We start from the raw sequence: 23,495 nt of genomic DNA, 5'->3' as shown, positions 1-23,495 counted from the left end.
AGCTTCGGCTGTATCACCGGATGGCTTCGCGCCGGTCGCCCCGGTGCGGGAGGGCACCGGGCTGCCGCCCTGGGTGCCGTGATCAAGGGCTGCAGGGACGCTCCATCATATAACCCATATGGTTATAAATGTCAAGGGAATATGCTTTAGAGCGTGATGACTTTAGATAGAGTCGTCATTGCGAGGCGGAAAGCCGAAGCAATCCAGGAACGCTCATCTTTTCATGGATTGCCGCGTCGGCCTATCGGCCTCCTCGCAATGACGCATGGTTCAACCTAATGTCATCACTGTCTAGCAGGTTGATGAAAAGCGGAATAATACAGTCCCATTTCGTCATTCCGGCCCCTGACGGGGATAAACTCCGGCCGGAATCTATGGGCGCTTATACACATAACGAATATAAGGTGTTAGCCATAGACCCCGGCCTGCGCCGGGGTGACGGCTGTGGGCTTAGAGTGCGGGAAACCAACTTTACGCCGGCCTGCGGCCACCCTCCCGTAAAGGGAGGGAGAGGTTGTGTGCCGATTGACCCGCGTGATTCCGGCAGTGGCCAGAAAGTGGTGTCCCCGTTCCAGGCTACTTCGGTTTATTGTTTTTCAAAAAGTCAAGACAGCGATCAGCCAGGCATATTTGGGATTAATATTAGCAAGAGCTAGCAATTCGTTCGAAAAATGGGCAAAAAGTAAGAGTAGCTGCTTCTGCGGTTTTCTGAACAGCGTCTTGAATGCCTTTGTAAGCGGGTTGACCAAGTTTCTTGAGGTATGGAATTGCTATATTTGCTAGAGTCGCCAGAGTATTAAAAGACCGCTGAACAGTCTCTTGCCATAAACTACCAGTCTCGGCGTCTCCGGGTCGCTTGGTGCCAGTTCGTCGCGCGCGTCGGCCAGCATATCCTTGAGCGGTTCGATGACATCCTGCTCCGCGACGTCTTTTTCTTCAAGGGCCGCGATGACCACGCCGGCGGCAACAAGGACTGCCGGCGTGACGGGGCTGAAACCGGCTGATCGCAATAGGCCCGCCATTCCGGCAACTGGTTGACGAACTGGCTGACCCCGATGTTGAGGCCAACGACATCCGCCGCGCGATCCGCGAGGAACAGCTCGTCGGCGCGACGGGCATATTGGTCCAGATATTGTGCCTGCACACCCATGCCGACGGCATTGGCGGCGGCGAACTCGGTACCCATGCTGGCGGACAGTCGAGATAGCATGCGCTCGAAGCGGGGTTATTGCCGGAGAACCCTTCAGCCAGCATGTCATCCAGAGCATTGCGCAGGGCCTGCCAGGCGTGGCGTAGGCTGGCGTCGTCGCCATCCGTCATGGGCGGCTCGATCAGCCGCGCCACGCGTCCGTTACGGGCAAAGGTCTTGAGCTCACTCGGCTGCTGGTCGGGGATTTCTGGCAGGAGTTGCGGGCGCGCCTCCTCGATCCAGCCGGCGATGGTGTCGTTGATGGCGCGGGGTCCAGGTCCCAGAGTTCTTCGCGGGCAGCGGCGATGCGCTGGATCACCGCCAGGTCCGCGTCCGGCGGCAGGTTGAAGGCGGTTGCGGCCCCTGCAGGCGGCGGTCGTACCAGTCAGCGATCAGCGGCGAGGCGGCTACAAGCGCATGCCGCACGTTCTGCCAATCCTTGATGAGTAGTTGCGGCGGACCATTGGGCCACAGCGGGCGGATGCTTAGGCTGCGGGGTTCCCGTTCTCCTCCAGCCAAGTTGCGTCGGTGTTAAAAGCATCATGAGCATCTTGGACGCTGATGGTGTCAAAGTCCCCGTTATCGTCTAGTTTAGAAACGGTCCTAACTTCGACAGAGGTGTCAAGATGTTGCAGAGTTCTAATCGTGGTACGTGGATCGAGGGCAGAGACATAGGCGGCTGCGCGGGCGGCCGCGAGGGTAGCGTCTAGGGCGTCTATGCCGACGTGGGCCGCTAGCGACAAGGGCATCGAGGTGGGCTGCACGGGAGGAGGCGCGGGCGGTGGCGCGAGCGGTCATGGGGCCAAGAGCAGAGTCGATGTCGCCGGCAAGAACATGGCGCGCTGCCGAAGATATCAACAAGACGCGCCAGGTTTCATGCGTCGTGCGCCAAAGTGACTTATCGAACGCCTCATCCGCTCCTAGGATAAAGGGAAACATCCGCAGGGCAATGCGCTGGGCCAGCACGCCCGCCCACTCTGCCGGCTTGTCCGCCAGCCATTCTTCGAAGTCTTCCGAGGATGAGAATGCAGCCATGGCGCGATCATGGCCGGGCGGTGCGGTCCCGCCAAGCGGTATTTCAGCAGCTGTTCGCCCGGCACCCACCCCGCTGCGCGACCCTCCCGTGAACGGGAGGGGTGGTGGTCCTGATTGCCGCGTCGCCTGCGGCTCCTCGCAAGGACGGGTGGCAGCCTACCCGCTGTTGCGCAGGCCGGCGGCGATGCCGTTGATCGAGAGGTGGATGCCGCCGCGCACCAGGTCGCGCTCGTCGCCGGCGCGGTAACGCTGGATCAGCGCGATCTGCAGATGGTTCAGCGGGTTGATGTAGGGCAGGCGATGCACGATCGAGCGCTGCAGCGCCGGCTGGCGCTCCAGCAGCGTCTGCTGCCCCGTGATCGCCAGCACCACATCGCGCGTGCGCTGCCACTCGGCGGCGATGGTGGCGAAAATCTCGGCAGCCGACTCCCGGTCCTTGACCAGCCCGGCGTAGCGCTCGGCGATGCCGAGGTCGGACTTGGCCAGCACCATCTCCAGGTTGGAGACGATGGCCTGGAAGAACGGCCAGTCGGCATAGAGGCGCTGCAACTGCGCCATGCCGGCGTCGCCGTGGGTGACGACATGCGCCTTGACCGCGCTGCCGACCCCGTACCAGCCCGGCACCATGGCGCGCGACTGCGCCCAGGAAAACACCCAGGGATGGCACGCAGATCCTCGATGCGGTCGGACGCCTTGCGGGATGGCGGGCGCGAGCCGATTTTCAGCCCGGCGATCTCGCTGAGCGGCGTCGCCTCGCGGAAGAAGGTCTTGAACGCCGGGTGGCCATAGACCAGCGCGCGATAGGCCTGGCGCGCATCCGCCGAGAGCTGGTCCATGACCGGCATGAAGTCGCCATAGCGGCCGGCCGTATCCTGATGAGGCACCGACGCCATCAGGGTGGCCGCGACCATGTTCTCCAGGCTGAGCAGGCCGGTCTCCGGGTGGCCGTATTTGGAGACGACCTCGCCCTGCTCGGTGATGCGGATCTGCCCGTGCACCGAGCCGGGCGGCTGCGCCATGATCGCCTGGAAGCTGGAGCCGCCACCGCGCCCCACCGTACCGCCGCGCCCGTGGAAGAAGCGCAAGGCGACGCCCATCGCCTTGGCAAGCGCGGTCAGGCGCAGGATGGCGCCATGGATCGCCCAGTTGGAGGTCAAATAACCGCCGTCCTTGTTGCTGTCCGAATAGCCGATCATCACTTCCTGGACATTGCCGTTCGCCGCCAGCGCCGCCTTGATGATCGGCAGCGACAGATAGCCGGAGAGGATCGGCCCGCCGTTGCTGAGATCGTCGATGGTCTCGAGCAGCGGCACGATCATGACGTCGAGGCGCGGCTGCGGCCCGGGTGGAACAGCCCGGCTTCCTTCAGCAGCAGGGCGACCTCCAGCATGTCCGACACGCTGGCGCACTGGGAGATGACGTAATGCTGGATGGCGTCCGGCCCGTGGGCGGCGCGCAGGCGTGCGGCGGCACGCACCACCGCCAGCTCGCCGGCCGCCAGTTCGCTGTAGTCGAGGTAGGGCGAGGTGAGGGGCGCGGATGGCTGAGTTCGGCGACCAGCAGGTCGATGCGCGCCTGCTCGCTGAGGCTCACATAGTCCGGGCAGAGGCCTGCGCGCGCGAACAGCTCCGCGACCACCGCCTCGTGGACTGCCGAACTCTGGCGCAGGTCGACCACCGCCAGATGGAAGCCGAAGCTGTCCACCGCGCGCTCGAGATCGCCGAGCGGGCCGTCCGCCAGCAGGGCGCTGCCGTTGGCGGCCAGCGACTGGCGGATCACCGACAAGTCTGCGGTCAGCTCGGTCGGCTTGGCGTATGCCGGAGCGCTGAGGTTGGTCGGGCGCGCTGGCTCCAGCCCGGTCAGCGCCCGCTTGGTCGCGGCCAGCCGCGCATAGACGTGGCGCAGCACCCGGCGATAGGGCTCGTGGTTGCGGTGCGGCGAGGTGTCGCCAGACTGGTCGGCGAGCGCATCGAGCGCCGCGGTGGTGCCGACATGGGTGCGCGAGATCGACAGATCGCCGCCAAGCTGGTGCACGTGGCTGAGGTAATGGTCGAGCGCGATGGTCGCCTGCCGCTTGAAGGCATAGTGCAGCGTCTCGGCGGTGACGAACGGGTTGCCGTCGCGGTCGCCGCCCACCCAGGAGCCGATGGTGACGAAACTCGGTGCCCGCCCGAGCGCCGGGGCCTGCCGCTCCAGCCGGCGGTAGAGCCGGGAAGCTGGTCGAGAAAGGTCGATTCGAAGAAGGTCAGCGCATTCTCGATCTCGTCCGGCACGCCGGGCTTCACCGAGCGCAGCAGGCGGGTCTGCCAGAGGATGAGGATTTCCCGCTTCAGCCGTTCTTCCAGGTCCTGGTGTTCCGCCTCGGTCAGGTCGCGGCGGGTGCGCGCGTCGAGGAGATCGGCGATCGCCACTTCGCGGTCGAGGATCGAGCGGCGACGCACTTCGGTCGGGTGCGCGGTGATGACGGGCGACACCAGCGCATGCGCCAGCAGGTCGCGCAGGCGCTCAGCATCGCCGCCAAGGCTGGCCAGCGCCTCGCCAAGCCGGCTGCCGCCGTTGGGCGACTGGCGGGCGGCGCGACGGGCCACATGATCCTCGGCGATGTTGGCCAGCAGCGAGAAATAGGTGAAGCCGCGAATGAACGCCAGCACGTCCTCAAGGCTCAGCGCATCCAGCAGGCCGGTCAGATCGCTGGCGTCACCGCCATCGCGGTGGAAGCGCACCGAGGCCTGGCGGATCGTCTCCACCGTCTCGAAGAAGGCCGGACCATGCTGGTCGCGGATGACATCGCCCAGCAGGCGGCCCAGAAGTTTCAGGTCGTCGCGGTCCGGCGCGGCGGGGTGCGGGCCTCGGTCATGGTCGTCGCTCCTGAGGGGGCGCAGCATGAGGTCATGCCTTGCAGCCCGAGAGCCTGATCGGTTGAGGTTGAAGCAGGATTGTTTCAACCAAAGGCGTGAATCAGGTCTTTTCAATTAACTAGTATCCCGAATCTGAAATCCGTTACACCCAATATCAGGCGCGGTTGGATTTCAGATTCGAGAAGGACACTCGAGCTTGATGACTTTACATTGATCCATCCGTCATCGCGAGGAGCCGCAGGCGACGCGGCGATCCATGGAAATACTGGTGTTCCTGGATTGCTTCGGCAGCTTTGCCGCCTCGCAATGACGATTCCAGCAAATGTCATCAGGGTCTAGCAAGATAGTGTTTCTCGTGTCGTTTTAGGAATCGAAGTTCGCACGAGCCAGATATCACAGTGTAGCGAACTTCGATTCCGCGACACTAGGGTCAGGACTCATTAAGAATGAGACCGTGGCGCTGGCGATTTTGGCGCGCAGGCAGGCGCGAGGGAGGCGAATATTGAACATATTCAACGACCGAGCAACAAACCTGCACGCCAAAAGCGCCGCGTCCTGCGGATGACGGCACGCGGGCGATCTGGTTCGTCGAAGCGCCTCACCGGGGACAAGCCCCGCTTTCGGCGCTTCTCCTGCCATCTCATCCCGCGTGCCGTCACCACGATCCTCGTTGTTAATGGGTCCTGACCCTAGACCATCATAACGCTTGAGGAAATCCTCATAACGACGCGCTGGCTCCGATCTCCGGCGCGCGACCGGACGCGCTATTTGGCGTCCTTGCGGAACAGAATCTGGCCGCGCCGGGCCACCAGCAGCTTCTCGAGGGTCACCGGGTGGAAATAGGCCTCGACCCGATCGCCCTCCGGCGTGCGTCCGTAGACTTCGTAGCAGCCGCCGTCGACCTTGATCTTGGTAACCTCCCAGCCCTGCTTGCCGAGCCGGGCCTTGAGATCGTCCTGACTCACCCAGCCCTTGGGATCACCGGCCTCGCAGGTCAGCAGGCCGGTCGCGAGCGCCGGACCCGCGCCGGCAAGCAGGATCGACAGGGCAAGCAGGGGAGCGATGGTCTTCATGGCAGTCCTTTCGGTTATATGTCGGCCAAATGGCGGGCCGCGCGTTGTTGCGATATTATGCGAATGATTTGCAATAAGGCAAGCGGTGTACAATAGAGCAAAGCCTCCTGCAGCCCATCGTGTACCCAGACCCAGTGGGCGAAGGTCAGCAGCGCGGCTGGATACGCCAGCCGCTGCAGGCGCTTCCATCCCTGCTTGAGCCGGCGCACAGCCGCATCGTTGCTGGTCGCGGCAAGCGGCAGCATCAGCGCGAACGCCGCCCAGCCGGTCCATATGCCGGGCGCACCCAGTTCCGCCAGCATGTCGTCCAGACGGCCCATATCGGCGACATAATAGGCCAGATGGATGAGCGCATAGCAGAAGGCTGCGACGCCGATCGCACGGCGATGGCGCACCAGGCGTGCCGCGACCACGCGCAGCCTTGGCCAGGGGCGCAGCGCAGCGATCAGCGGCGACACCGTCAGCGCGACCAGCAGCAGCTTGGCGGCGATCTCGCCGGAAAGTGCGGTCAGCTCCGCTGTGTCACCGCCGGGGATCAACAGCAAGGACGGCAGCGCCAGCAGCAGCCAGGATGTGCGGAACAGGCGCTGTCTGCTCACACGGCCAGCCAGCTGCGGATCGCCTTCTTGTCGATCTTGCCCACGCTGGTGCGCGGCAGCGCCTCGACGACCTTCACCGCCACCGGCAGGGCGTAGCGGCTGATCACGCCTGCGCTGACTGATGGCATCAGATGCTCCTGCAACTGCGCGCAGTCCAGGTGTCCGGCACCCGGCTTGAGGACAATCGCCGCTCCCGGCCGCTCGCCCCATTTTTCGTCCGGCACGCCGACGAAGGCGACTTCCGCCACATGGGGGTGTTTCAGGGACAATTCCTCAAGGGTTCCAGTCGACACCCATTCGCCGCCGGACTTGATAACGTCCTTCAGCCGGTCGACGATTTCAATGCGGCCATCCGGCGCGATGGTCGCCACGTCCTGCGTGTGCAGCCACCCGCCCTGCCAGAGCGCCTCGCTCGCCTCCGGCTTGTTCGGATAGCTCTGGGTCAACCACGGCGCGCGCACCACCAGCTCGCCATAGCCGGGTATGCCGGGGCGGATTTCACCGGTTTCCAGATCCGCAACCGCCGTCTCGACCAGCGGCGCCGGGTAGCCGGCGGCCACACGCGCCGCGACTTGTTCATCTGCGGTCTGGTTGTCCAGCGCATGCGCCGTCGAGATGATGGGGCAGGTCTCTGACATGCCATAGCCGGCAAAGGTGTGGATGCCGCGCGCCTTCGCCGCCTTGTGCAGAAGCGGTGACAGGCGAGCGCCGCCGATGACCATGGCCCAGTTCTCGAACAGGACGTCCTGCGCTTCTGCCGCCGCAAGAATCATTTGCAGGATGGTCGGTACGCAATGCGAGAAACCGACGCCTTCCGACTTCTGCAGCGCGATGATGCGGTCCGGTTCGTAACGACCAGGGTAGACTTGTTGCGCCCCGACCATGGTGGCGACGTAGGGCATGCCCCAGGCGTGAACGTGGAACATCGGGGTCAGCGGCATGTACACGTCTTCGCTGCGGAGGCACTCCGCAGCCGGTCTTGCAGCGAAGCCGGCGGCGACGCCCAGTGTGTGCAGCACAATCTGCCGGTGGGTGAACGCGACCATCTTGGGATCGCCGACTGTGCCCGTGGTGTGGAAGGCGGTGGCGATGGCGTTTTCGTCGATATCCTCGAACGCATAAATCGGGTTCGCCTGCGCCATGAGTGTCTCGTACTCGCCGATGACGCCAGGCATGGTGCAGGGCCCCTCCATCATAGCGATTCGGACGTCGACGCCATCCAGCGGCAGCACAGAGACGAGGGGACGAAATCCCGGTGGAACAGCACGGCGCGTGCGCCAGTGTCCGCCAGGGTATAGGCGATCTGCGCTGGCGCGAGCCGGACATTCACGGTCTGCAGCACCGCGCCGATCATCGGGATCGCGAAATAGCATTCGAGATAGCGGTGGCTGTCCCAGTCCATCACCGCGACGACGTCGCCCTTGCCGATACCATGCGCGGTCAACAGGTTGGCGAGCCGGGCAACCCGCTGCAGGAAGGTCGTATAGTCGTAACGCATCTCGGAGCGATAGGAGATGGTGCGCTGCCCTGCAGACTGCCGGCTGGCCGCCAGGAGGCACTTGACGGTCAGCGGGTAAGCATAGGCTTGCGAAGCAGGCGGATAGGTACGCAGTGCCATGACGATCTCCCGGAAGCCGGTCTGAGCCGGATTTGCCGGGAGCATAGAAAGTCCGCAACCGGCTTGTCCACCGCCTGTTTCACGCCAGCCGCAGAACATTTTTCCGCAGTGCATTGAGCTTTCAATTATTCATTGAGCATTTCCCGCTAGGGGCTGGGACATGCAGACCCTCGACACGCTCATCAAACATGATCGGCTGATCCGCATCTGTGCGCTGCTGATGCCTGCTGTCGTGCTTGCCGGCATTCTGCTGATCGGCGTCGAGTACAATCAGCGGATCACCAGCCGGGAAGTCACGCGGGTCGAGCTGGTGCTGGACAACATCATGTCCCAGTTGAACGCGACGACGCTGAACAACGCCAAGTGGGACGATGCGTACCGGAATATCTCGGAGACTTTCAACGCCAACTGGTTCGACGAGACCTGGGCGCCGAAGTCTCGGATCAGGTTCCCTATTCCGGCGTCAGCGTGCTCGACAGGGATGGGCATACCCTGCGCGCCACCTACAACGGCGCGACCGTGCAGTCGCTGATCGGCCTGCTCGCACCCACCGATCACGCCTATATCCTGAAAAACCTCTCAGTTCTGAATGCGCATAACAATACGCTCAGCGGCTTCATGGAGCTGAAGGGGCGCGTTGCGGCAATCTCGGTTTCACAGATCGCGCCCGCCAACCCGTACAGGAACCCGCCGAAGGCAGCGCCGACCTACCTCATGGTCGTGAAACCGCTGAATGACAGCCTGCTGAACCAGATTTCCCAGACCAGCGGTCTGCGCGGCCTGCGTCTGGCGAAGGAGTCCGCCAGGCTGGAGAACAGCGTCGCCGTCCACGCGACGGATGGCCGGATCATCGGCGTCATGGCCTGGGACTACGAGATGGCCGGCAATCTGGTCGTCATCATGGTCTGTCTGGTGCTGATGCCGATTCTCGGCGGCCTGTCCTGGATCGTGCTTGTCGCAAGCGCCCGCACGCGCGCCACCTGGATCGACCTGTGCGCCAGCGAGGCACGCGCACTGCACATGGCGCACCATGACACCCTGACCGGCCTGCCAAACCGGCTGGCCTTCCTGAATGCGCTGACCGAGCGGATGATGGAAAACGGGCAGTCGATCATTCTGTATTTCGACCTCGACGGCTTCAAGGAAATCAACGACAGCCTGGGGCACGAAGCCGGTGACAGCGTGCTGCGCGAGACCGCGCGCCGCGTGATGGAAATGCTTGGCAACCAGCATCTGCTTGCGCGCCTGGGCGGCGACGAATTCGCGATCCTGATGGGCGAGGATTCGCTGTCAACCCGCGCCGACGATGTCGCGAGCGCGCTGCTCAGCAGCCTGGTCGAACCCTTTGTGATCGCCGGCATGGCGCACCGCATCGGCGCCAGCATCGGCATCGCACGCGGCAGCCTGGACATAGACGCGCAGGAAGTCGTGCGGCGGGCCGATGTCGCCATGTATACGGCTAAAAGCTCCGGCAAGGGACGTGCGCACTGGTACAGCAACGCCATGGACGAAGGCCGCACCCTGCGCTCCGAAATCGAGGCGGAACTGCGCCAGGCGCTCCGGCAGGGCGATATCAAGGTCGCATACCAGCCGATTGTGCGCTCGGACAGTCATGCGATCATTTGCGTTGAGGCGCTCGCGCGCTGGACCAGCCCTACCCGTGGCGTAATCGGGCCGGATGTGTTCATCCCCATCGCCGAGCAGTCCGGCCTGATCATCGAACTCGGCCAGCATGTGCTGCGCGAGGCCTGTCTTGCGGTCAAGGATTGGAACATCGACCTCGCGGTCAACATCTCGCCGATCCAGTTCCGGCACCCGGGCCTGGTCGCCGACATTCTGTTCGTGCTGAAGGAAACCGGGTTTTCAGCCAGTCGGCTTGAGCTCGAGATCACCGAAGGCTCGCTGATCGAGAATTCCGCTGTCGCGCAGTCGATGATCTCGGCCCTGCGCGAGGAAGGCATCCGGATTTCGCTGGACGATTTCGGCACCGGCTACGCCAGCATCGGCTATCTGCGCAAATTCCAGCTCGACAAGATCAAGATCGACAAATCCTTCACCGATCGCATCGAGCGCGACCGGGAGACAGCGATGATCACCACCGCGATCATCGCGCTCGGCTCCGCGCTCAACCTGCCGATCACGGCAGAAGGAGTGGAGACCGCCGACCAGGCCGCCATGCTGCGGATCGCCGGCTGTCGCCAGTTCCAGGGCTGGCTGTTTGGCAAGCCGCTGTTCGCAGACGCCCTGGAGGCGGCCTTCTTCAGCAAAACCGCCGCCGCCTCGCGTTTAGACCATGATCGTCTCAGGTTGCATCAAGCCGAAATCTGAATCATCACCCAACACAATCTGACAAAAGACCACACCGGCGCCTGGATGATAAAGCAGGGCCGTATCCCCGCGACTTTTCAGCAGCCTGTTAAACGCTTGCAGCCCCGGCTCCAGGCGTTATTGCCTCGATCCATGGCGAGAAAACGCAAAGCCTCCAACCCCGTGACTGCGACGCTCGGCTGGGCGATGCGTCTGTTCTGGAACCTTGCGTGGGGCTTGCCGACCGCGTTCCTGATTCTCTCCTGCCTGTGGGTGCTGGCCTATCGCTGGATCGACCCGCCCACAACCTATCTGATCGGGCGCGACAGCCGGGCCGGCATCCTGCAGCCGCGTGCCTGGGTGCCGCTTGACGCGTTGCCGCGCCAGGTCCCGCGCTCGGCGATTGCGGCTGAGGACGGCAACTTCTGTCTGCATCACGGCTTCGATACCGAGGCGATCCGCAAGGCGATGCTCGCCAACGCCGAGGGCGAGGCTGCGCGGCGGCTCGACTATCAGCCAGCAGACCGCGAAGAATGTGTTCCTCTGGCCGGAGCGCTCCTGGCTGCGCAAGGGGCTGGAAGCCTATTTCACCCTGCTGATCGAGCTGATGTGGCCGAAGCCGCGCATCATGGAAGTCTACCTCAACGTCATCGAGTGGGGCCTGGCGTCTATGGTATCGAGGCGGCGGCGCGGCACCATTTTCACAAGCCGGCCGCCCAGCTCTCGGCGCGGGAGGCGGCGCGACTGCTGTCCATCCTGCCGTCGCCGCTGAAGTGGCGGGCGGCGCAGCCAGGGCCGTTCGTGCGCCGCAAGGCGCGCCGGGTGCAGCGCTGGGCGCGGGTCATGCCGGTCGAATTCACCCAGTGCGTCGACGGCGCGCACAAAAGCTGATCGCGGGGTTGCCAGCCGCCGCCTGATCCGATAGCAGGCGAAATCCCGAGGCGATCCCATAGCTCAGTCGGTAGAGCAACTGACTTTTAATCAGTAGGCCGATGGTTCGAGTCCATCTGGGATCACCACCTCGCCAGCCCGCAAAGCATCTGTTCCGAAAAACCGGTTGCGGCTCGTAAACGATCCGGTGATTCTGGCCGGCGATGACAGAGGGAACGGCGCCGAATTCTGATCTTCACCTCTCGGCAGACCGCATTCTGGCGGCCTGTTACGACGACATGCGCCGGGTTGCGCGCGCGATCATCTCCGGCGACCGGATGAACCATGTGCTGCAGGCGACCGATCTCGCGAACGAGGCCGCGATCCGCCTCATTCGCGCCAATGTCCAGCATGTGGAAGACCAGGGCCATATGCTGGCGCTCGCCGCCCGCACCATGCGGCGCATCCTGATCGACGAGGTCCGTCGCCAGCGCGCCGCCAAGCGCAGCGCGCCATCGGCGCTCACCCTCTGGCCGGACGCCGAGCAGAACCTGCTGATCGACATCGAAGACCTTGACCGCGCGCTGGAAGCCTTGGGCGGCTTCTCAGAAGATCACGCCCGCATCGTCGAGCTGCGCTTCTCCATGGGACTGACGGTCGAGGAAACATCCATCGCGACCGGCATCCCGGAACGCACGGTGAAGCGTCGCTGGCAGGCGGCCCGCGCCTGGCTGAAGGATTATCTCAATGGCGAGCCCGCCACGCACCTCGGCTGATATCGAACGCCGTGCCCTGGCGCTGGTCGAGCGGTTGAGCGACTGGCAGGGCGATCCCGGCCGCATGGCGCGGCTGCGCGCACGCCTGCTGCGCCGGGAGCCGCCGGACGTCATTGCCCGTGTTGCGGCGCTTGAGGCCGCGATCGGGCATGCAGCGCAGGCTCTGCCGACCGCCTTTGCAGGCGTGGCCGCCCCGCTGCCGCCGCCGGAGCGGATCGGCGCGTTTCGGCTCACGCGCAAGCTGGGCGAGGGGGCATGGGCGAGGTGTGGCTCAGCCGGCGCGACGACGGGCTCTACGAGCAACTCGTCGCCATCAAGCTGATCCGGGTGGCGCTGTCAGCGCGGGCGCTGGACGCCTTCGCCGCCGAACGCCGCATCCTGGCCCAGCTCGAACATCCCAACATCGCCCGCCTGATCGATGGCGGCGTCGCGCCCGACGGGCGACCCTATCTGGTCATGGAGTATTTCGAGGGCCAGCCGATCGATGCCGCCGCCGCCACCATGCCGGTCGATGCGAAAGTCAAGCTGCTGCTCAAGGCGGCGGACGCGGTGCAGTTCGCGCATTCCCGGCGGGTCGTCCACGCGGACATCAAGCCGTCGAACCTGCTGGTCGACGCGCAGGGGCGGGTGAAGCTGCTGGATTTCGGCATCGCCCGGCTGCTCGACCGCGAGGGCGAGACATCCAGAGCGGCGGCACCGATGACGCCGGGCTTCGCCAGCCCGGAACGGCAAAGCGGCGCGCCGCCAAGCGTATCGGACGATGTCTTCGCGCTTGGCGTGGTCTTGCGCCTTGTGCTGGGTGCCGGCGTCGACGCTGACCTGCAGGCAATTGTCGCCAAGGCGAGCGCTCAGGAGGCGCGATACGCGAGCGTCGGCGCGCTGATCGCCGATCTCGAGCGCTGGCGCGACCGCTTGCCGGTCTCGGCGCAGCGGGACACGCTGTTCTACCGCGCACGCAAATTCGTCCAGCGCCATCGCGCCGGCGCGGTGGTGACACTGGCGGCGTTTCTGGCCGTCTCGGCCGCCGGTCTTGTGGCGCAGCGGAATTACCTGGTCGCCGCACGCGAGCGGGCAGAAGCGCAGCACCGCTTCGACGATGCGCGCGGCATCGCGCGCTACCTCCTGTTCGAGCACATGGACCGGCTGGAGCGGCTGCCGAACTCGCTCAAGGACCGTGCCGAAGTCGCCAATGTTGCGCAGCATTATCTCGATCGCCTGTCCTCGGCAGAGCGGGCCGGGCCGGATGTCCGGCTGGAGGCGGCAACCGGCCTCTGGCGCCTGGCGCAGCACCAGGGCGGGTTCAACCGGCCGAACCTGCACCTGCCGGCCGCGGCGGAAACCAACCTGCAGCGTGCGGAACTGATCGCGGCCGATCTGACGGGCGCGCCGGCCAGGCTGCTGCTGGCCAATATCCGGATCGAGCGGGCGTTGATCGCAGCGAGCCTCGACGGCGACGCCGGGAGGGCACGCGAAATCCTGGACAGCGCCAAGCCGCTCATCGCGGCCACGGCGCAGCGCGACCCGGCGATCCGCTCGCGCTGGCTGCTGGCGGATGCCGCCGTGTCGATCTGGCGCGGCGACTATGCCCGCGCGCTGGCCGCGACGGCGGACGGCCTGCGACTCCGCCGCCGGGCGCGCCGCGCGCCGCCGCGCTGCAGGAGGCGGCACTGCTGGACATGCGCGCGGAAGCCGCCTTCTACAGCCGCAAGCTGGACATGGCGGAAGGCCTGTACCGGCGCCAGATGGCGGTGCTGGAGGCGGCGCATCGTCGCTGGCAGGATATCTTCGTGCTCGATCGGCTGGCGCGGGCGCGCTGGAATCTCGGCACGACCCTGATGGAGCGGCAGAACTTTGCGGCGGCGCTGCCGCTTCTGACGGCTGCGAAGGCAGAATCGCAGCGCGTGCGTGCGTTCGACCCGGATGACCAGGCGGCGGCCCGCATGTACGGCATCGTCGAGACGGCGCAGGCGCAGTGCCTGGGCTATATGGGCCGGTTCGCCGAAGCGGAGCCGATTTTCAGGGGCCGTGTCACCCAGGCGCAGGCCGCGCTGCAGCGGGCCGGGCGATCCCTCCCGCCTGCACGATTATGCCATGGCGCAGGTCATGCTCGGCGAGGCGTTTGCGAATGCACGCCGGCTGCGGGAGGGCTGTGCCGTCGATACGGAAAGCCTGGCCGCGTTCATGCGGCTGAAGACCATGGGGCGGCTGTCCCAGCTCGATCTCGATCACAACATTGCATTGCTCGAAACGCGCATGGCAAAAACTGCCCAGACATGAAGCAGGGATAGGGAGCAAGCGCGGGCTCGTAACCTGGGGCCGCATCCCGGCGTACAGGAGAAAACAGTGAACCGGAAAGCGAGCCCCATGACCGACACGCCCTTCACCCTGAGCGACGCCGAATGGCGCGCGCGCCTGACGCCGGAGCAGTATCGCATCATGCGCCAGCATGGCACGGAGCGGCCGGGAAGCTGTGGCCTGCTGCGCGAGAAGCGCGCCGGGATATTCGCTTGTGCGGGTTGCGGTACGCCGCTGTTCCGCTCCGACGGGAAGTTCGAAAGCGGCACCGGCTGGCCGAGCTTCACGGCACCGGTTGAGGGCGCGCTCGGGCTGACCCGCGACACCAGCCACGGCATGGTGCGCACCGAGGTGCACTGCGCCACCTGCGGCAGCCACATGGGCCATGTGTTTCCGGACGGCCCGCCGCCGACCGGCCTGCGCTACTGCATCAACGGGGTCGCGCTCGACTTCGCGCCGGACGCCTGATCAGTTCGCGAAGCGGAACAGCAGGATGTCGCCGTCCTGGACGACATAGTCCTTGCCTTCCAGGCGCATCTTGCCGGCGTCCTTGGCCCCGGCCTCGCCACTGCAGGCGATGTAATCCTTGAAGCCGATGGTCTCGGCGCGGATGAAGCCCTTCTCGAAGTCGGTATGGATGACGCCGGCGGCCTGCGGGGCCTTGGTGCCCTTCGTGATGGTCCAGGCGCGCGCTTCCTTCGGCCCGCAGGTGAAGTAGGTGATGAGGCCGAGCAGATCGTAGCCGGCGCGGATCACGCGGGCGAGCCCGGTTTCGTGGAGGCCGAGGTCGGCGAGGAACGCCGCGCGGTCTTCGGGCGGCATCTGCACGATCTCCGCCTCGATCGCCGCCGAGATGATGACGTGCGCTGCACCTTCCGCTTTGGCTTTTCCGCCACCCGCGCGGAATGGGCGTTGCCGGTGGCTGCAGCCTCTTCCTCGACGTTGCAGACGTAGAGTACCGGCTTGGCGGTCAGCAGTTGCGCCTGCGCGAGGATGCGCTTTTCGTCCTCGTCCTTCGGTTCCGTGAGGCGCGCCGGCTTGCCGTTCTTCAGCAGGTCGAGCGCCTGGCCGAGCACGCTGGCGGCGGCTTTGGCCTCCTTGTCGCCGGTGGTCGCCTTCTTCTGGGCGGTTGCGACCCGGCGCTCGAGCGATTCCATGTCGGCGAGCATCAGTTCGGTCTCGACCGTGTCGGCGTCGGCGATCGGGTCGACCCGGCCGTCGACGTGGGTGACGTCGCCGTTCTCGAAGCAGCGCAGCACGTGGACGATGGCGTCCACCTCGCGGATGTTGGCGAGGAACTGGTTGCCAAGGCCCTCGCCCTTGGGCGCCACGCACCAGCCCGGCGATGTCGACGAAGGCGAGCTGGGTCTCGACGATCTTCTGGCTCCTGCCGAGCGCTGCGATCTGCTGCAGGCGCGGGTCCGGCACCGCGACCTGGCCGACGTTCGGCTCAATGGTGCAGAACGGGTAGTTGGCGGCCTGGGCGGCCTGAGTCTCGGTGAGCGCATTGAACAGCGTCGATTTGCCGACATTCGGCAGGCCGACGATCCCGCATTGAAAACCCATGATGCTCTCGTGTGATTGGAACTGGCCGTGACCGATAGTGGGCGAACGGCCCACGGTCCAGTGGGTTGCGCTTAGGCAGGGGTCGCCACGATGAGCACGATGGCCTGCGCCCAGGGGTGGTCGTCGGTGAGGGTCAGGTGGATCGTCGCCTGCATGCCGGCGGGCGTCATGTTGGCAAGACGTTCAGCAGCACCCCGGTCAGGGCCAGGGTCGGCTGGCCGGTCGGCAGGTTGACGACGCCGATGTCCCGCAGGAACACGCCCATGCGAAACCCGGTGCCCAGCGCCTTCGCGCAGGCTTCCTTGGCGGCGAAGCGCTTGGCATAGCTGGCGGCGCGGGTCAGTTGCCGGCGCTCGGAGCGCGCGACCTCGACCGGCGTGAACACGCGGGCGGTGAACCGGCTACCGAAACGGTCGAGCGAGGCCTGGATGCGCTCGATGTTGCAGAGGTCGTTGCCCAGCCCAAGGACGATCACAGGCGCGCCTGCGCCATCGCCAGCCGCATGCGGGCGATTGCTTCCGACAGGCCCATGAACACCGCCTCGCCGATCAGGAAATGGCCGATGTTGAGCTCGCGCACCTGCGGGATTGCGGCGACCGGCCCGACATTGTCGAAGCGCAGGCCGTGCCCGGCGTGGATTTCCAGGCCCAGGGCGTCGCCGTCCCGCGCGGCCCCGATCAGACGCCCCAGTTCCCGGTCGCGCGCATCGCCCTCCAGGTGGCAGTAGCGGCCGGTGTGGAGTTCGACGACGGCGGCGCCAAGCGCGCGTGCAGCCTCGAGCTGACGCGTGTCCGGCTCGATGAACAGGCTGACGCGGATGCCGGCGTCGTTGAGCGCGCCGACGATGGGGGCGAGGTGTTCGCGCTGCCCGGCGGCATCCAGCCCGCCTTCGGTCGTGCGCTCCTGCCGGCGCTCCGGCACGATGCAGGCAGCGTGCGGCCGGTGTTTCAGGGCGATGGCCAGCATCTCCTGCGTCGCCGCCATTTCCAGGTTCAGCGGCCGGTCGACCTCGGCGGCAAGCCGGGCGATGTCATGGTCGGAGATATGCCGCCGGTCTTCGCGCAGGTGGGCGGTGATGCCATCCGCACCGGCCTCGACGGCCAGGATGGCAGCGCGGACCGGGTCCGTGGCCGCCGCCGCGCGCGTTGCGGATGGTTGCGACATGATCGATGTTGACGCCCAGGCGCAGCATCTCAGTTCGCCCGGCTGCCGGGCTTGACTGCAGGGATCGCAGCGAGTTCCGGCGGCAGCGCGTCGGGCGCATAGGCCGGCACCTCAAGGCGCGCCAGGCTGTAGAGCGGCACGCCGAGATCGGCCGCGCCGTTCGACCGGTCGATCAGGCAGCCGGCCGCCACCACCTCACCGCCGGCGTGCGTAATCGCCTTGATCGCCTCCCGCGAGGACAGGCCGGTGGTGACGATGTCCTCCATCATGAACACCCGCTCGCCCGGCTGCAGCGAAAACCGCGGCGTAGGTGAAACACGCCGTCCGGCCGCTCCAGGAACATGGACTGGCAGCCGAGCGCGCGCGCCATCTCGTAGCCGACGATCACGCCGCCCATCGCCGGCGACACGACGCTGTCGATGCGCAGGCCCTGCGGAAGCTGTGCGGCCAGCGCCCGGCACAGACGTTCGGCGCGCCGGGGTCCTTCAGCACCAGCGCACATTGCAGGTAGCGGCTGGAGCGCAGACCGGACGACAGGATGAAGTGGCCTTCCAGCAGGCGCCGGCGGCGCGGAATTCCTCGAGTACGGCGTCGGGGGTCACGAAAGCCTCATGCAGCACAGTGGGAGCGCTCGACGGCGCTCACCATCTGGGTGGCCCTAAGTGCGGCCAGAACCTTTGTCAAATGCGCCAGATCGACCACTTCGAGGTCGCAGAGCACGGTCGCGATATGGTCGTCGCGCTCCTCCAGCGACATGCCGACCATCACGGCGTCAAGCTTGGAGATGACGCTGACGGCGGTCGCCAGCGCGCCGGGCCGGTTCTGCAGGGTCAGGCGCAGGCGGGCGACGAACAGCACGTCCGGCCGCTTGTCCTGCCAGCGCAGGTCGACCCACTGCTCGATGGGTGCTGCCGCCAGCACCGGACAGTCGACGGCATGCACGGTGATCGTGTCGTCCGGATCGGCGACGCCGACCAGCCGGTCGCCGGGGACCGGGTGGCAGCACTCTGCGAGCCTCAGCCCCTGTTCCGGCCGGCCGCCGCCGATGCAGGCGGTCAGCGGGCTGCGCGCGGCGGGGCCTTGGCGATGGGGCGGGAAGAATCCCGGTCGAGCCGGGGATGATCGCCTCGGCCACCTCGTCCTCGCCAAGCGCATGGCTGGCGAGCGCGAGGTACAGCGCTTCTTCGTCCGGCAGTTTCAGCCGGGGCAGGGCGGCCTCGACCGCGCCGGGTGCCAGCGCCACGTCAAGCCGTTCGATCAGCGCGCGCAGCATCGAGCGGCCGCTGGCGATCGCCGCCTCGCGCTCCTGCTGGCGGGAGAAGCGGCGCACGGCGGAGCGCGCCTTGCCGGTGACGACGAACGATGCCCAGCCGGGCTCCGGGCGCTGGGCCGTCGAGCGCAGTATCTCGACCTGGTCGCCGTTCTGCAACCGGGTGCGCAGCGGCACCAGCCGGCCATTGACCTTGGCCCACGGCGGTCTCGCCCATCTTGGTGTGGACGGCGAACGCGAAGTCGACCGGCGTCGAGCCCTGGGGCAGCTGGATCAGCTCGCCTTTGGGCGTAAAGCAGAACACCTGGTCCTGGTACATGGCGAGCTTCGTGTGCTCGAGGAACTCCTCCGCGCCTGAATCATGGTCGAGGATCTCCAGCAGGTCCTGCAGCCAGGGTAGTTCTCGCGCGGGCTTGCAGTCCCGTTCGTCTTGTAGGCCCAGTGGGCGGCCAGCCCATATTCCGCCTGGCCGTGCATCTCGTGGGTACGGATCTGGATTTCCACGCGCCGCTTGGCCGGGCCGATGACGGTCGTGTGGATCGAGCGGTAGCCGTTGCGCTTGGGTGTCGAGATATAGTCCTTGAAGCGCCCCGGCACCATCGGCCAGCGCTGGTGGATCAGCCCCAGCGCCTGATAGACGTCCGGGATACTGTCGACGATGATGCGGAACGCCATGATGTCGGACAATTGCTCGAAGCCGACATGGTGCTCCTGCATTTTCTTCCAGATCGAGTGCGGCGTCTTCTCCCGCCCGACCACCGTCGCCCGGATGCCGTTGTCGGCCAGCAGTTCCTCCAGATCGGCGATCGCCAGCGGGATCAGATCGCCCGCACTCTCGCGCAGCTGCTCCAGCCGCCGGGTGATCGATTCGAACGCCAGCGGCTCCAGTTCGCGGAAGGCGATCTCGGCCAGTTCGTCCTTGAACTCGTACATGCCGATCCGCTCGGCGAGCGGGGCGTAGATTTCCGCGGTTTCCTTGGCGATGCGCCGCCGCTTGTCCGGGTTCTTGATGAAGTGCAGGGTACGCATGTTGTGCAGCCGGTCGGCGAGCTTGACCAGCAGCACGCGGATGTCGTCCGACATCGCCAGCAGGAACTTGCGGAAATTCTCGGCCGCGCGCTCGGATTCGGTCTGCGCCTCGATGCGCGACAGCTTGGTGACGCCGTCGACCAGCCGCGCGACGTTGCGGCCGAACAGCCGTTCGATCTGGTCCTGCGTTGCGACCGTGTCCTCGATCGTGTCGTGCAGGATGCCGGTGGCGATGGTCTCGGCGTCGAGCTTCAGGTCGGTCAGGATGCCGGCGACTTCGATCGGGTGCGAGAAATAGGGGTCGCCGGAGGCGCGCAACTGGGTGCCGTGCGCGCGCATGGAGAACACATAGGCGCGGTTGAGCATCTCCTCGTCCGCGTCCGGATCGTAAGCCTTGACCTTCTCGACCAGTTCATATTGCCGCAGCACGCGCAAACCCGTGAAACCGCCCGAAAATCAGGGCTGTTCTACTATTGGGTGCGTCGTCGCCAGCGTCAATGCCGCATGGGTGCGGGGAGACTGCGGCTCAGTCGTCGCCGAGTTCGTCGGCGACGCTCGGGCGCGGCGGCGCGATGGCGGTGAGGCGCAGGGCCTCGGCCGAGGCGGCGATCGAGGTCGGGTCCTCGGTCACGTCCTCTTCGGTCTCGATCACGCGCTGCATGCCCTGGACGAGCGCTTCTTCCAGCATTTCCGGCGAGACGTGGCTTTCGGCGATTTCGCGCAGCGCCACCACCGGGTTTTGTCGCGGTCGCGCTCGACGCGGATTTCAGCGCCGGAGGCGATCTGCCGGGCGCGCTGCGCCGCCCCAGAACCAGCTCGAAGCGGTTGGGGATTTTCTCGATGCAGTCCTCGACGGTGACGCGCGCCATGGCAATCCTTCGCGTTTGTGGAGAAGCCGCGCTGGCTAGCAGGCCCGGCCCGCCGCGTCAAGTTTGCTGGTTCTTTGGCAGTGTCTCAGTTTGAAAAGTCCGCTCGTGGTGAGCTTGACGAACCACGAGCCGCTCACCCTTCGTCAAGCTCAGGGTGAGCGGCAGAATTTCAAACTGAGACACTACCGGTTCTTCTTGGCAAGGCATTGGCGGCGTGCTTGTGTGCGCCCGATCCGCTGGAGTCGCCCGCATGTCCTTCGCCGCCGTCCGTCTTGTGTCCGTCAACCTCGGCGCGGTGCAGCCGCTGGGGCCGCAAGCCGTGCCGAGCGGCTTCGTCAAGCGTGCGGTCGACGGGCCGGTCGCGGTCGGGCCGCTGGGGCTGGCGGGCGACGCGCAGGCGGACCTCAGCGTCCACGGCGGGCCGGAGAAGGCCGTCTACGGCTACGGCCTGCCCGCCTATGACGGCTGGCGCGCCGACCATCCGCAGCACACCTGGGGCCGGGCGCAGTCGGCGAGAATCTCAGCTTCGAGACCCTGACCGAGGAGAGCGTGTGCATCGGCGACGTGTTCGCGATCGGCGGCGCGCGCCTGCAGGTGTGCCAGCCGCGCCAGCCCTGTTTCAAGTTCGCGCTGCGCTTCGCGGACCCCGGCATGCCGCGGGCGATGGTGAAGAACGGCCGCTGCGGCTGGTATTTCCGGGTGCTGGAGCCGGGTGCCGTAGAGGCCGGCGACACGGCGACGATCCTCGACCGGCCCAACCCGGACTGGCCGGTGCTGCGGCTGTTCCGCATCATTACCGGCAAGGCCGTCGAACGCGCCGAGCTGGACGCCATGGCAACGCTTGATGGCCTGGCCAGCCAGTGGCGGCGCTCTGCCGGCGGCCTGCTGTGACCCTGTGCCGCAGCGCGCTCTACGTTCCGGCCAGTAACGGCAGGGCGCTCGAGAAGGCGCGCGACCTGCCGGCGGACGCGGTCATCATCGACCTGGAAGATTCGGTCGCACCGGCTGACAAGGTACCGGCGCGCGCGGCGATGGCAGCGGCGGTGGCAAGGGGCGGCTTTCGCGCAGCGCTGCTGGTGGTGCGCACCAACGCGCCCGGCACGCCCTGGTTCGCGGACGATCATGCCGCAGCCCGAGGCGCAGATGCCATCCTGCTGCCCAAGGTCGACCGCGCGGAAGACCTGCCGGCCGGCGGCCCGCCGCTGTGGTGCATGGTCGAGACCATCGCCGGGGTCGAGGCCGCATTCGCGATTGCGGCGCGCGCGCGCATGCTGGTGCTGGGGCTGGAGGACCTCGGGCGGGAACTGCGCCTGCCGGCCGACCATGACGGGCGGGCGCTCGGCACTGCGGCCGCGCGGGCGCTGATGGCGGCGCGGGCAGGGGTGCCGGCATCCTGGACGGCGTTTACCCGGACTTTCGCGATGCGCAGGGCTTTGCGGCCGCCTGCCAGGCGGCGCGCCGGCTCGGGCTGGATGGCAAGACCCTGATCCACCCGGGCCAGATCGCGCCCGCCAACGCCGCGTTCACGCCCGATCCGGCGGCGGTGGCGCAGGCTGAGCGCATCGTGGCGGCGCACCGGGCGGCCACGGGCGGCATCGCCGTGCTCGACGGCCGGATGATCGAGGCGCTGCACGCGCAGCAGGCCGAGGCGCTCGTCGCCTACGCGCAGGCTTGCGCGGCGCGCGATGCGGCGGCAGGATGACGCCATGACAGCCCAGACCCTGCGCGCGCTCATCCGCACCATCCCCGATTATCCCAAGCCCGGCATCCAGTTCCGCGACATCACCACCCTGATCCGCGATCCGGCGGGCTTCCGGCTGGCGATCGAAATGCTGAAGCCGGCGGTGGCGCGGCATGGCGTGTCGCTGATCGCCGGGATCGAGGCGCGCGGCTTCATCTTCGGCGCGGCGCTGGCGCAGGAGCTTGGCCTCGGCTTCGTGCCGATCCGCAAGAAGGACAAGCTGCCCGGGCGCACCGTCGGCATCAACTATGCGCTGGAATACGGCAGCGACCGCATCGAAATCCACGCGGACGCGCTGGCCGCCGGCGACCGGGTCGCGATCATCGACGATCTGATCGCGACCGGCGGCACCGCTGTCGCCGCCACCCGCCTGCTGCGCTCGACCGGTGCGGAAGTGCCGGTTGCAGCGTTCGTGGTCGATCTGCCGGCGCTTGGCGGCGCGGCGCTGCTGCACGCAGAGTCAGTCGACGTGTTCAGCCTGCTCGCCTTCGAGGGGCACTGATGGTTCTGCCTGTCACGCTTGCCACCGGGGCGCGCTCGGGCTGTTGTATGTGGCGCTGTCGCTGCGCATCGTCGAGCTGCGGGTGCGTTATCGCGTCAGCCTCGGCGAGCGGGCGACCGATCCGGCGCAGGCGGCAGAACTCCAGCAGCGGGTGCGCGCGCACGCCAACCTCGGCGAGTTCGCGCCGTTCCTGCTGATCCTGCTCGGTCTGATCGAGCAGACCGGGGCCAGCCGGCTGCTGCTTGGCGCAATCGCTGTGGTGCTGGTGCTGGCGCGGCTGGCGCATGCGATCGGCATCCACAAGCCGGCGCCGAACCCTTATCGCGCGGTCGGCACCTTTGCGACCTTCGCGGCGCTGGGCCTGCTGTCGCTGTGGGCGCTTTGGCTGGCGGTGCAGGGCGGCGGGCTGCTCTGAACGGATAAAGCAGCGTTTGACGGCATAGCGCTCACCCTGAGCTGGACGAAGGGCTGAGCGGCGCGTGGTTCTTGCCGGATGAGAAAGTACCTCCAAGCAGGCGCGCTTGCATCGCCGGTGTGCCGATGCTAGGGGAGCCGGCTTCGCGGAGCGGTGGCCGAGTGGTCGAAGGCGCACGCCTGGAAAGTGTGTATACGGCAAAACCGTATCGAGGGTTCGAATCCCTCCCGCTCCGCCAAAAGCCGTTGAAAACAACGATTTTATCTGACATTCTGGGCAGCAACACCAGTTGCAACACCATTTCTAAGGCGGCTCGCCG

Annotated in this window: 19 protein-coding genes, 2 tRNA genes and 8 pseudogenes; 16 read left to right on the top strand and 13 right to left on the bottom strand. The window is 66.4% G+C overall.

The window, feature by feature from the left end; all coding sequences use genetic code 11:
* Nucleotides 1–829: 829 nt before the first annotated feature.
* From E6W36_RS02315 to E6W36_RS17425, 7 genes and pseudogenes are all read right to left on the bottom strand, one after another.
* A complete protein-coding gene (locus E6W36_RS02315; RefSeq protein WP_222873619.1) occupies nt 830–1,186 on the bottom strand; it encodes a hypothetical protein in 357 nt (118 codons plus the stop codon).
* Between the two features lie 145 nt (nt 1,187–1,331).
* Nucleotides 1,332–1,508: a hypothetical protein gene (locus E6W36_RS02310; RefSeq protein WP_222873618.1), complete on the bottom strand. Its 177-nt coding sequence runs from the start codon at nt 1,506–1,508 to the stop codon at nt 1,332–1,334.
* 872 nt (nt 1,509–2,380) lie between these two features.
* Nucleotides 2,381–5,109 (bottom strand): annotated as a pseudogene (gene ppc, locus E6W36_RS22810) (phosphoenolpyruvate carboxylase).
* 737 nt (nt 5,110–5,846) lie between these two features.
* Nucleotides 5,847–6,155 (bottom strand): PepSY domain-containing protein, encoded by a 309-nt coding sequence (locus tag E6W36_RS02300; protein WP_222873617.1) that lies wholly within the window; start codon nt 6,153–6,155, stop codon nt 5,847–5,849.
* Nucleotides 6,156–6,169: 14 nt separating this feature from the next.
* Nucleotides 6,170–6,754 (bottom strand): protein-methionine-sulfoxide reductase heme-binding subunit MsrQ, encoded by a 585-nt coding sequence (locus E6W36_RS02295; protein ID WP_222873616.1) that lies wholly within the window; start codon nt 6,752–6,754, stop codon nt 6,170–6,172.
* On the bottom strand, nt 6,751–7,950 hold the full coding sequence (locus E6W36_RS02290) for an AMP-binding protein (RefSeq protein WP_246048006.1): 1,200 nt from the start codon (nt 7,948–7,950) through the stop codon (nt 6,751–6,753). Before E6W36_RS02290 ends, E6W36_RS02295 begins: the two co-directional genes overlap by 4 nt.
* On the bottom strand, nt 7,947–8,372 hold the full coding sequence (locus E6W36_RS17425; RefSeq protein WP_246048004.1) for an AMP-binding protein: 426 nt from the start codon (nt 8,370–8,372) through the stop codon (nt 7,947–7,949). The genes E6W36_RS02290 and E6W36_RS17425 overlap by 4 nt, the downstream gene beginning before the upstream one ends.
* A gap of 160 nt (nt 8,373–8,532) precedes the next feature.
* Between E6W36_RS17425 and E6W36_RS17420 the strand changes: the two genes are divergently transcribed.
* The 9 genes and pseudogenes from E6W36_RS17420 (at nt 8,533) to msrB (ending at nt 15,088) form a co-directional block, all read left to right on the top strand.
* Nucleotides 8,533–8,904 (top strand): hypothetical protein, encoded by a 372-nt coding sequence (locus E6W36_RS17420; RefSeq protein WP_246048002.1) that lies wholly within the window; start codon nt 8,533–8,535, stop codon nt 8,902–8,904.
* Nucleotides 8,796–10,700 (top strand): bifunctional diguanylate cyclase/phosphodiesterase, encoded by a 1,905-nt coding sequence (locus E6W36_RS02285; protein ID WP_246048405.1) that lies wholly within the window; start codon nt 8,796–8,798, stop codon nt 10,698–10,700. The genes E6W36_RS17420 and E6W36_RS02285 overlap by 109 nt, the downstream gene beginning before the upstream one ends.
* Before the next feature lie 45 nt (nt 10,701–10,745).
* Nucleotides 10,746–11,570 (top strand): annotated as a pseudogene (mtgA, locus tag E6W36_RS22805) (monofunctional biosynthetic peptidoglycan transglycosylase).
* A gap of 52 nt (nt 11,571–11,622) precedes the next feature.
* Nucleotides 11,623–11,698, top strand: a tRNA-Lys gene (locus E6W36_RS02275).
* Nucleotides 11,699–11,773: 75 nt separating this feature from the next.
* Nucleotides 11,774–12,325 (top strand): ECF-type sigma factor, encoded by a 552-nt coding sequence (locus E6W36_RS02270; RefSeq protein WP_222873614.1) that lies wholly within the window; start codon nt 11,774–11,776, stop codon nt 12,323–12,325.
* Nucleotides 12,297–12,647 (top strand): hypothetical protein, encoded by a 351-nt coding sequence (locus E6W36_RS02265; protein ID WP_222873613.1) that lies wholly within the window; start codon nt 12,297–12,299, stop codon nt 12,645–12,647. Before E6W36_RS02270 ends, E6W36_RS02265 begins: the two co-directional genes overlap by 29 nt.
* A complete protein-coding gene (locus E6W36_RS02260) occupies nt 12,581–14,161 on the top strand; it encodes a serine/threonine-protein kinase (protein ID WP_222873612.1) in 1,581 nt (526 codons plus the stop codon). Before E6W36_RS02265 ends, E6W36_RS02260 begins: the two co-directional genes overlap by 67 nt.
* A 255-nt stretch (nt 14,162–14,416) precedes the next feature.
* Complete coding sequence (locus E6W36_RS02255) at nt 14,417–14,602, top strand: hypothetical protein (protein ID WP_222873611.1); 186 nt, start codon at nt 14,417–14,419, stop codon at nt 14,600–14,602.
* 87 nt (nt 14,603–14,689) lie between these two features.
* A complete protein-coding gene (gene msrB, locus E6W36_RS02250) occupies nt 14,690–15,088 on the top strand; it encodes a peptide-methionine (R)-S-oxide reductase MsrB (RefSeq protein ID WP_222873610.1) in 399 nt (132 codons plus the stop codon).
* Here msrB and ychF read toward each other — a convergent pair.
* The 6 pseudogenes from ychF to rpoZ form a co-directional block, all read right to left on the bottom strand.
* Nucleotides 15,089–16,186: pseudogene (gene ychF, locus E6W36_RS02245) on the bottom strand (redox-regulated ATPase YchF).
* A 71-nt stretch (nt 16,187–16,257) separates the two neighbouring features.
* A pseudogene (gene acpS, locus E6W36_RS02240) lies at nt 16,258–16,658 on the bottom strand (holo-ACP synthase).
* Nucleotides 16,658–17,378: pseudogene (locus tag E6W36_RS02235) on the bottom strand (pyridoxine 5'-phosphate synthase). Before E6W36_RS02235 ends, acpS begins: the two co-directional pseudogenes overlap by 1 nt.
* Before the next feature lies 1 nt (nt 17,379).
* Nucleotides 17,380–17,952, bottom strand: a pseudogene (gene pyrE / locus E6W36_RS02230) (orotate phosphoribosyltransferase).
* Nucleotides 17,953–17,959: 7 nt separating this feature from the next.
* Nucleotides 17,960–20,078, bottom strand: a pseudogene (locus E6W36_RS02225) (RelA/SpoT family protein).
* Nucleotides 20,079–20,175: 97 nt separating this feature from the next.
* Nucleotides 20,176–20,518 (bottom strand): annotated as a pseudogene (gene rpoZ, locus E6W36_RS02220) (DNA-directed RNA polymerase subunit omega).
* 250 nt (nt 20,519–20,768) lie between these two features.
* Between rpoZ and E6W36_RS02215 the strand changes: the two are divergent.
* From E6W36_RS02215 to E6W36_RS02190, 7 genes are all read left to right on the top strand, one after another.
* Nucleotides 20,769–21,056, top strand: coding sequence for an MOSC domain-containing protein (locus E6W36_RS02215; RefSeq protein WP_222873609.1), 288 nt, complete (start codon nt 20,769–20,771; stop codon nt 21,054–21,056).
* A complete protein-coding gene (locus E6W36_RS02210) occupies nt 20,984–21,409 on the top strand; it encodes an MOSC domain-containing protein (RefSeq protein ID WP_342776907.1) in 426 nt (141 codons plus the stop codon). Before E6W36_RS02215 ends, E6W36_RS02210 begins: the two co-directional genes overlap by 73 nt.
* Nucleotides 21,406–22,005 (top strand): aldolase/citrate lyase family protein, encoded by a 600-nt coding sequence (locus E6W36_RS02205; protein WP_246047999.1) that lies wholly within the window; start codon nt 21,406–21,408, stop codon nt 22,003–22,005. Before E6W36_RS02210 ends, E6W36_RS02205 begins: the two co-directional genes overlap by 4 nt.
* 56 nt (nt 22,006–22,061) lie before the next feature.
* A complete protein-coding gene (locus E6W36_RS21530) occupies nt 22,062–22,220 on the top strand; it encodes a hypothetical protein (RefSeq protein WP_342776762.1) in 159 nt (52 codons plus the stop codon).
* A 4-nt stretch (nt 22,221–22,224) separates the two neighbouring features.
* On the top strand, nt 22,225–22,761 hold the full coding sequence (locus E6W36_RS02200) for an adenine phosphoribosyltransferase (RefSeq protein WP_222873607.1): 537 nt from the start codon (nt 22,225–22,227) through the stop codon (nt 22,759–22,761).
* Entirely contained in the window at nt 22,646–23,176 is a 531-nt protein-coding gene (locus E6W36_RS02195) for an MAPEG family protein (protein WP_281277419.1), read from the top strand. Before E6W36_RS02200 ends, E6W36_RS02195 begins: the two co-directional genes overlap by 116 nt.
* A 147-nt stretch (nt 23,177–23,323) precedes the next feature.
* Nucleotides 23,324–23,414: transfer RNA gene (locus tag E6W36_RS02190), tRNA-Ser, on the top strand.
* Nucleotides 23,415–23,495: the final 81 nt, after the last annotated feature.

Origin of the sequence: Hankyongella ginsenosidimutans (assembly GCF_005144965.1) — a bacterium.
In the GTDB taxonomy this organism is placed as follows: Bacteria; Pseudomonadota; Alphaproteobacteria; order Sphingomonadales; family Sphingomonadaceae; genus Hankyongella; species Hankyongella ginsenosidimutans.
The sequence above is the reverse complement of the archived record's forward strand: the minus strand, read 5'-3'. Positions and strand labels throughout refer to the sequence as shown.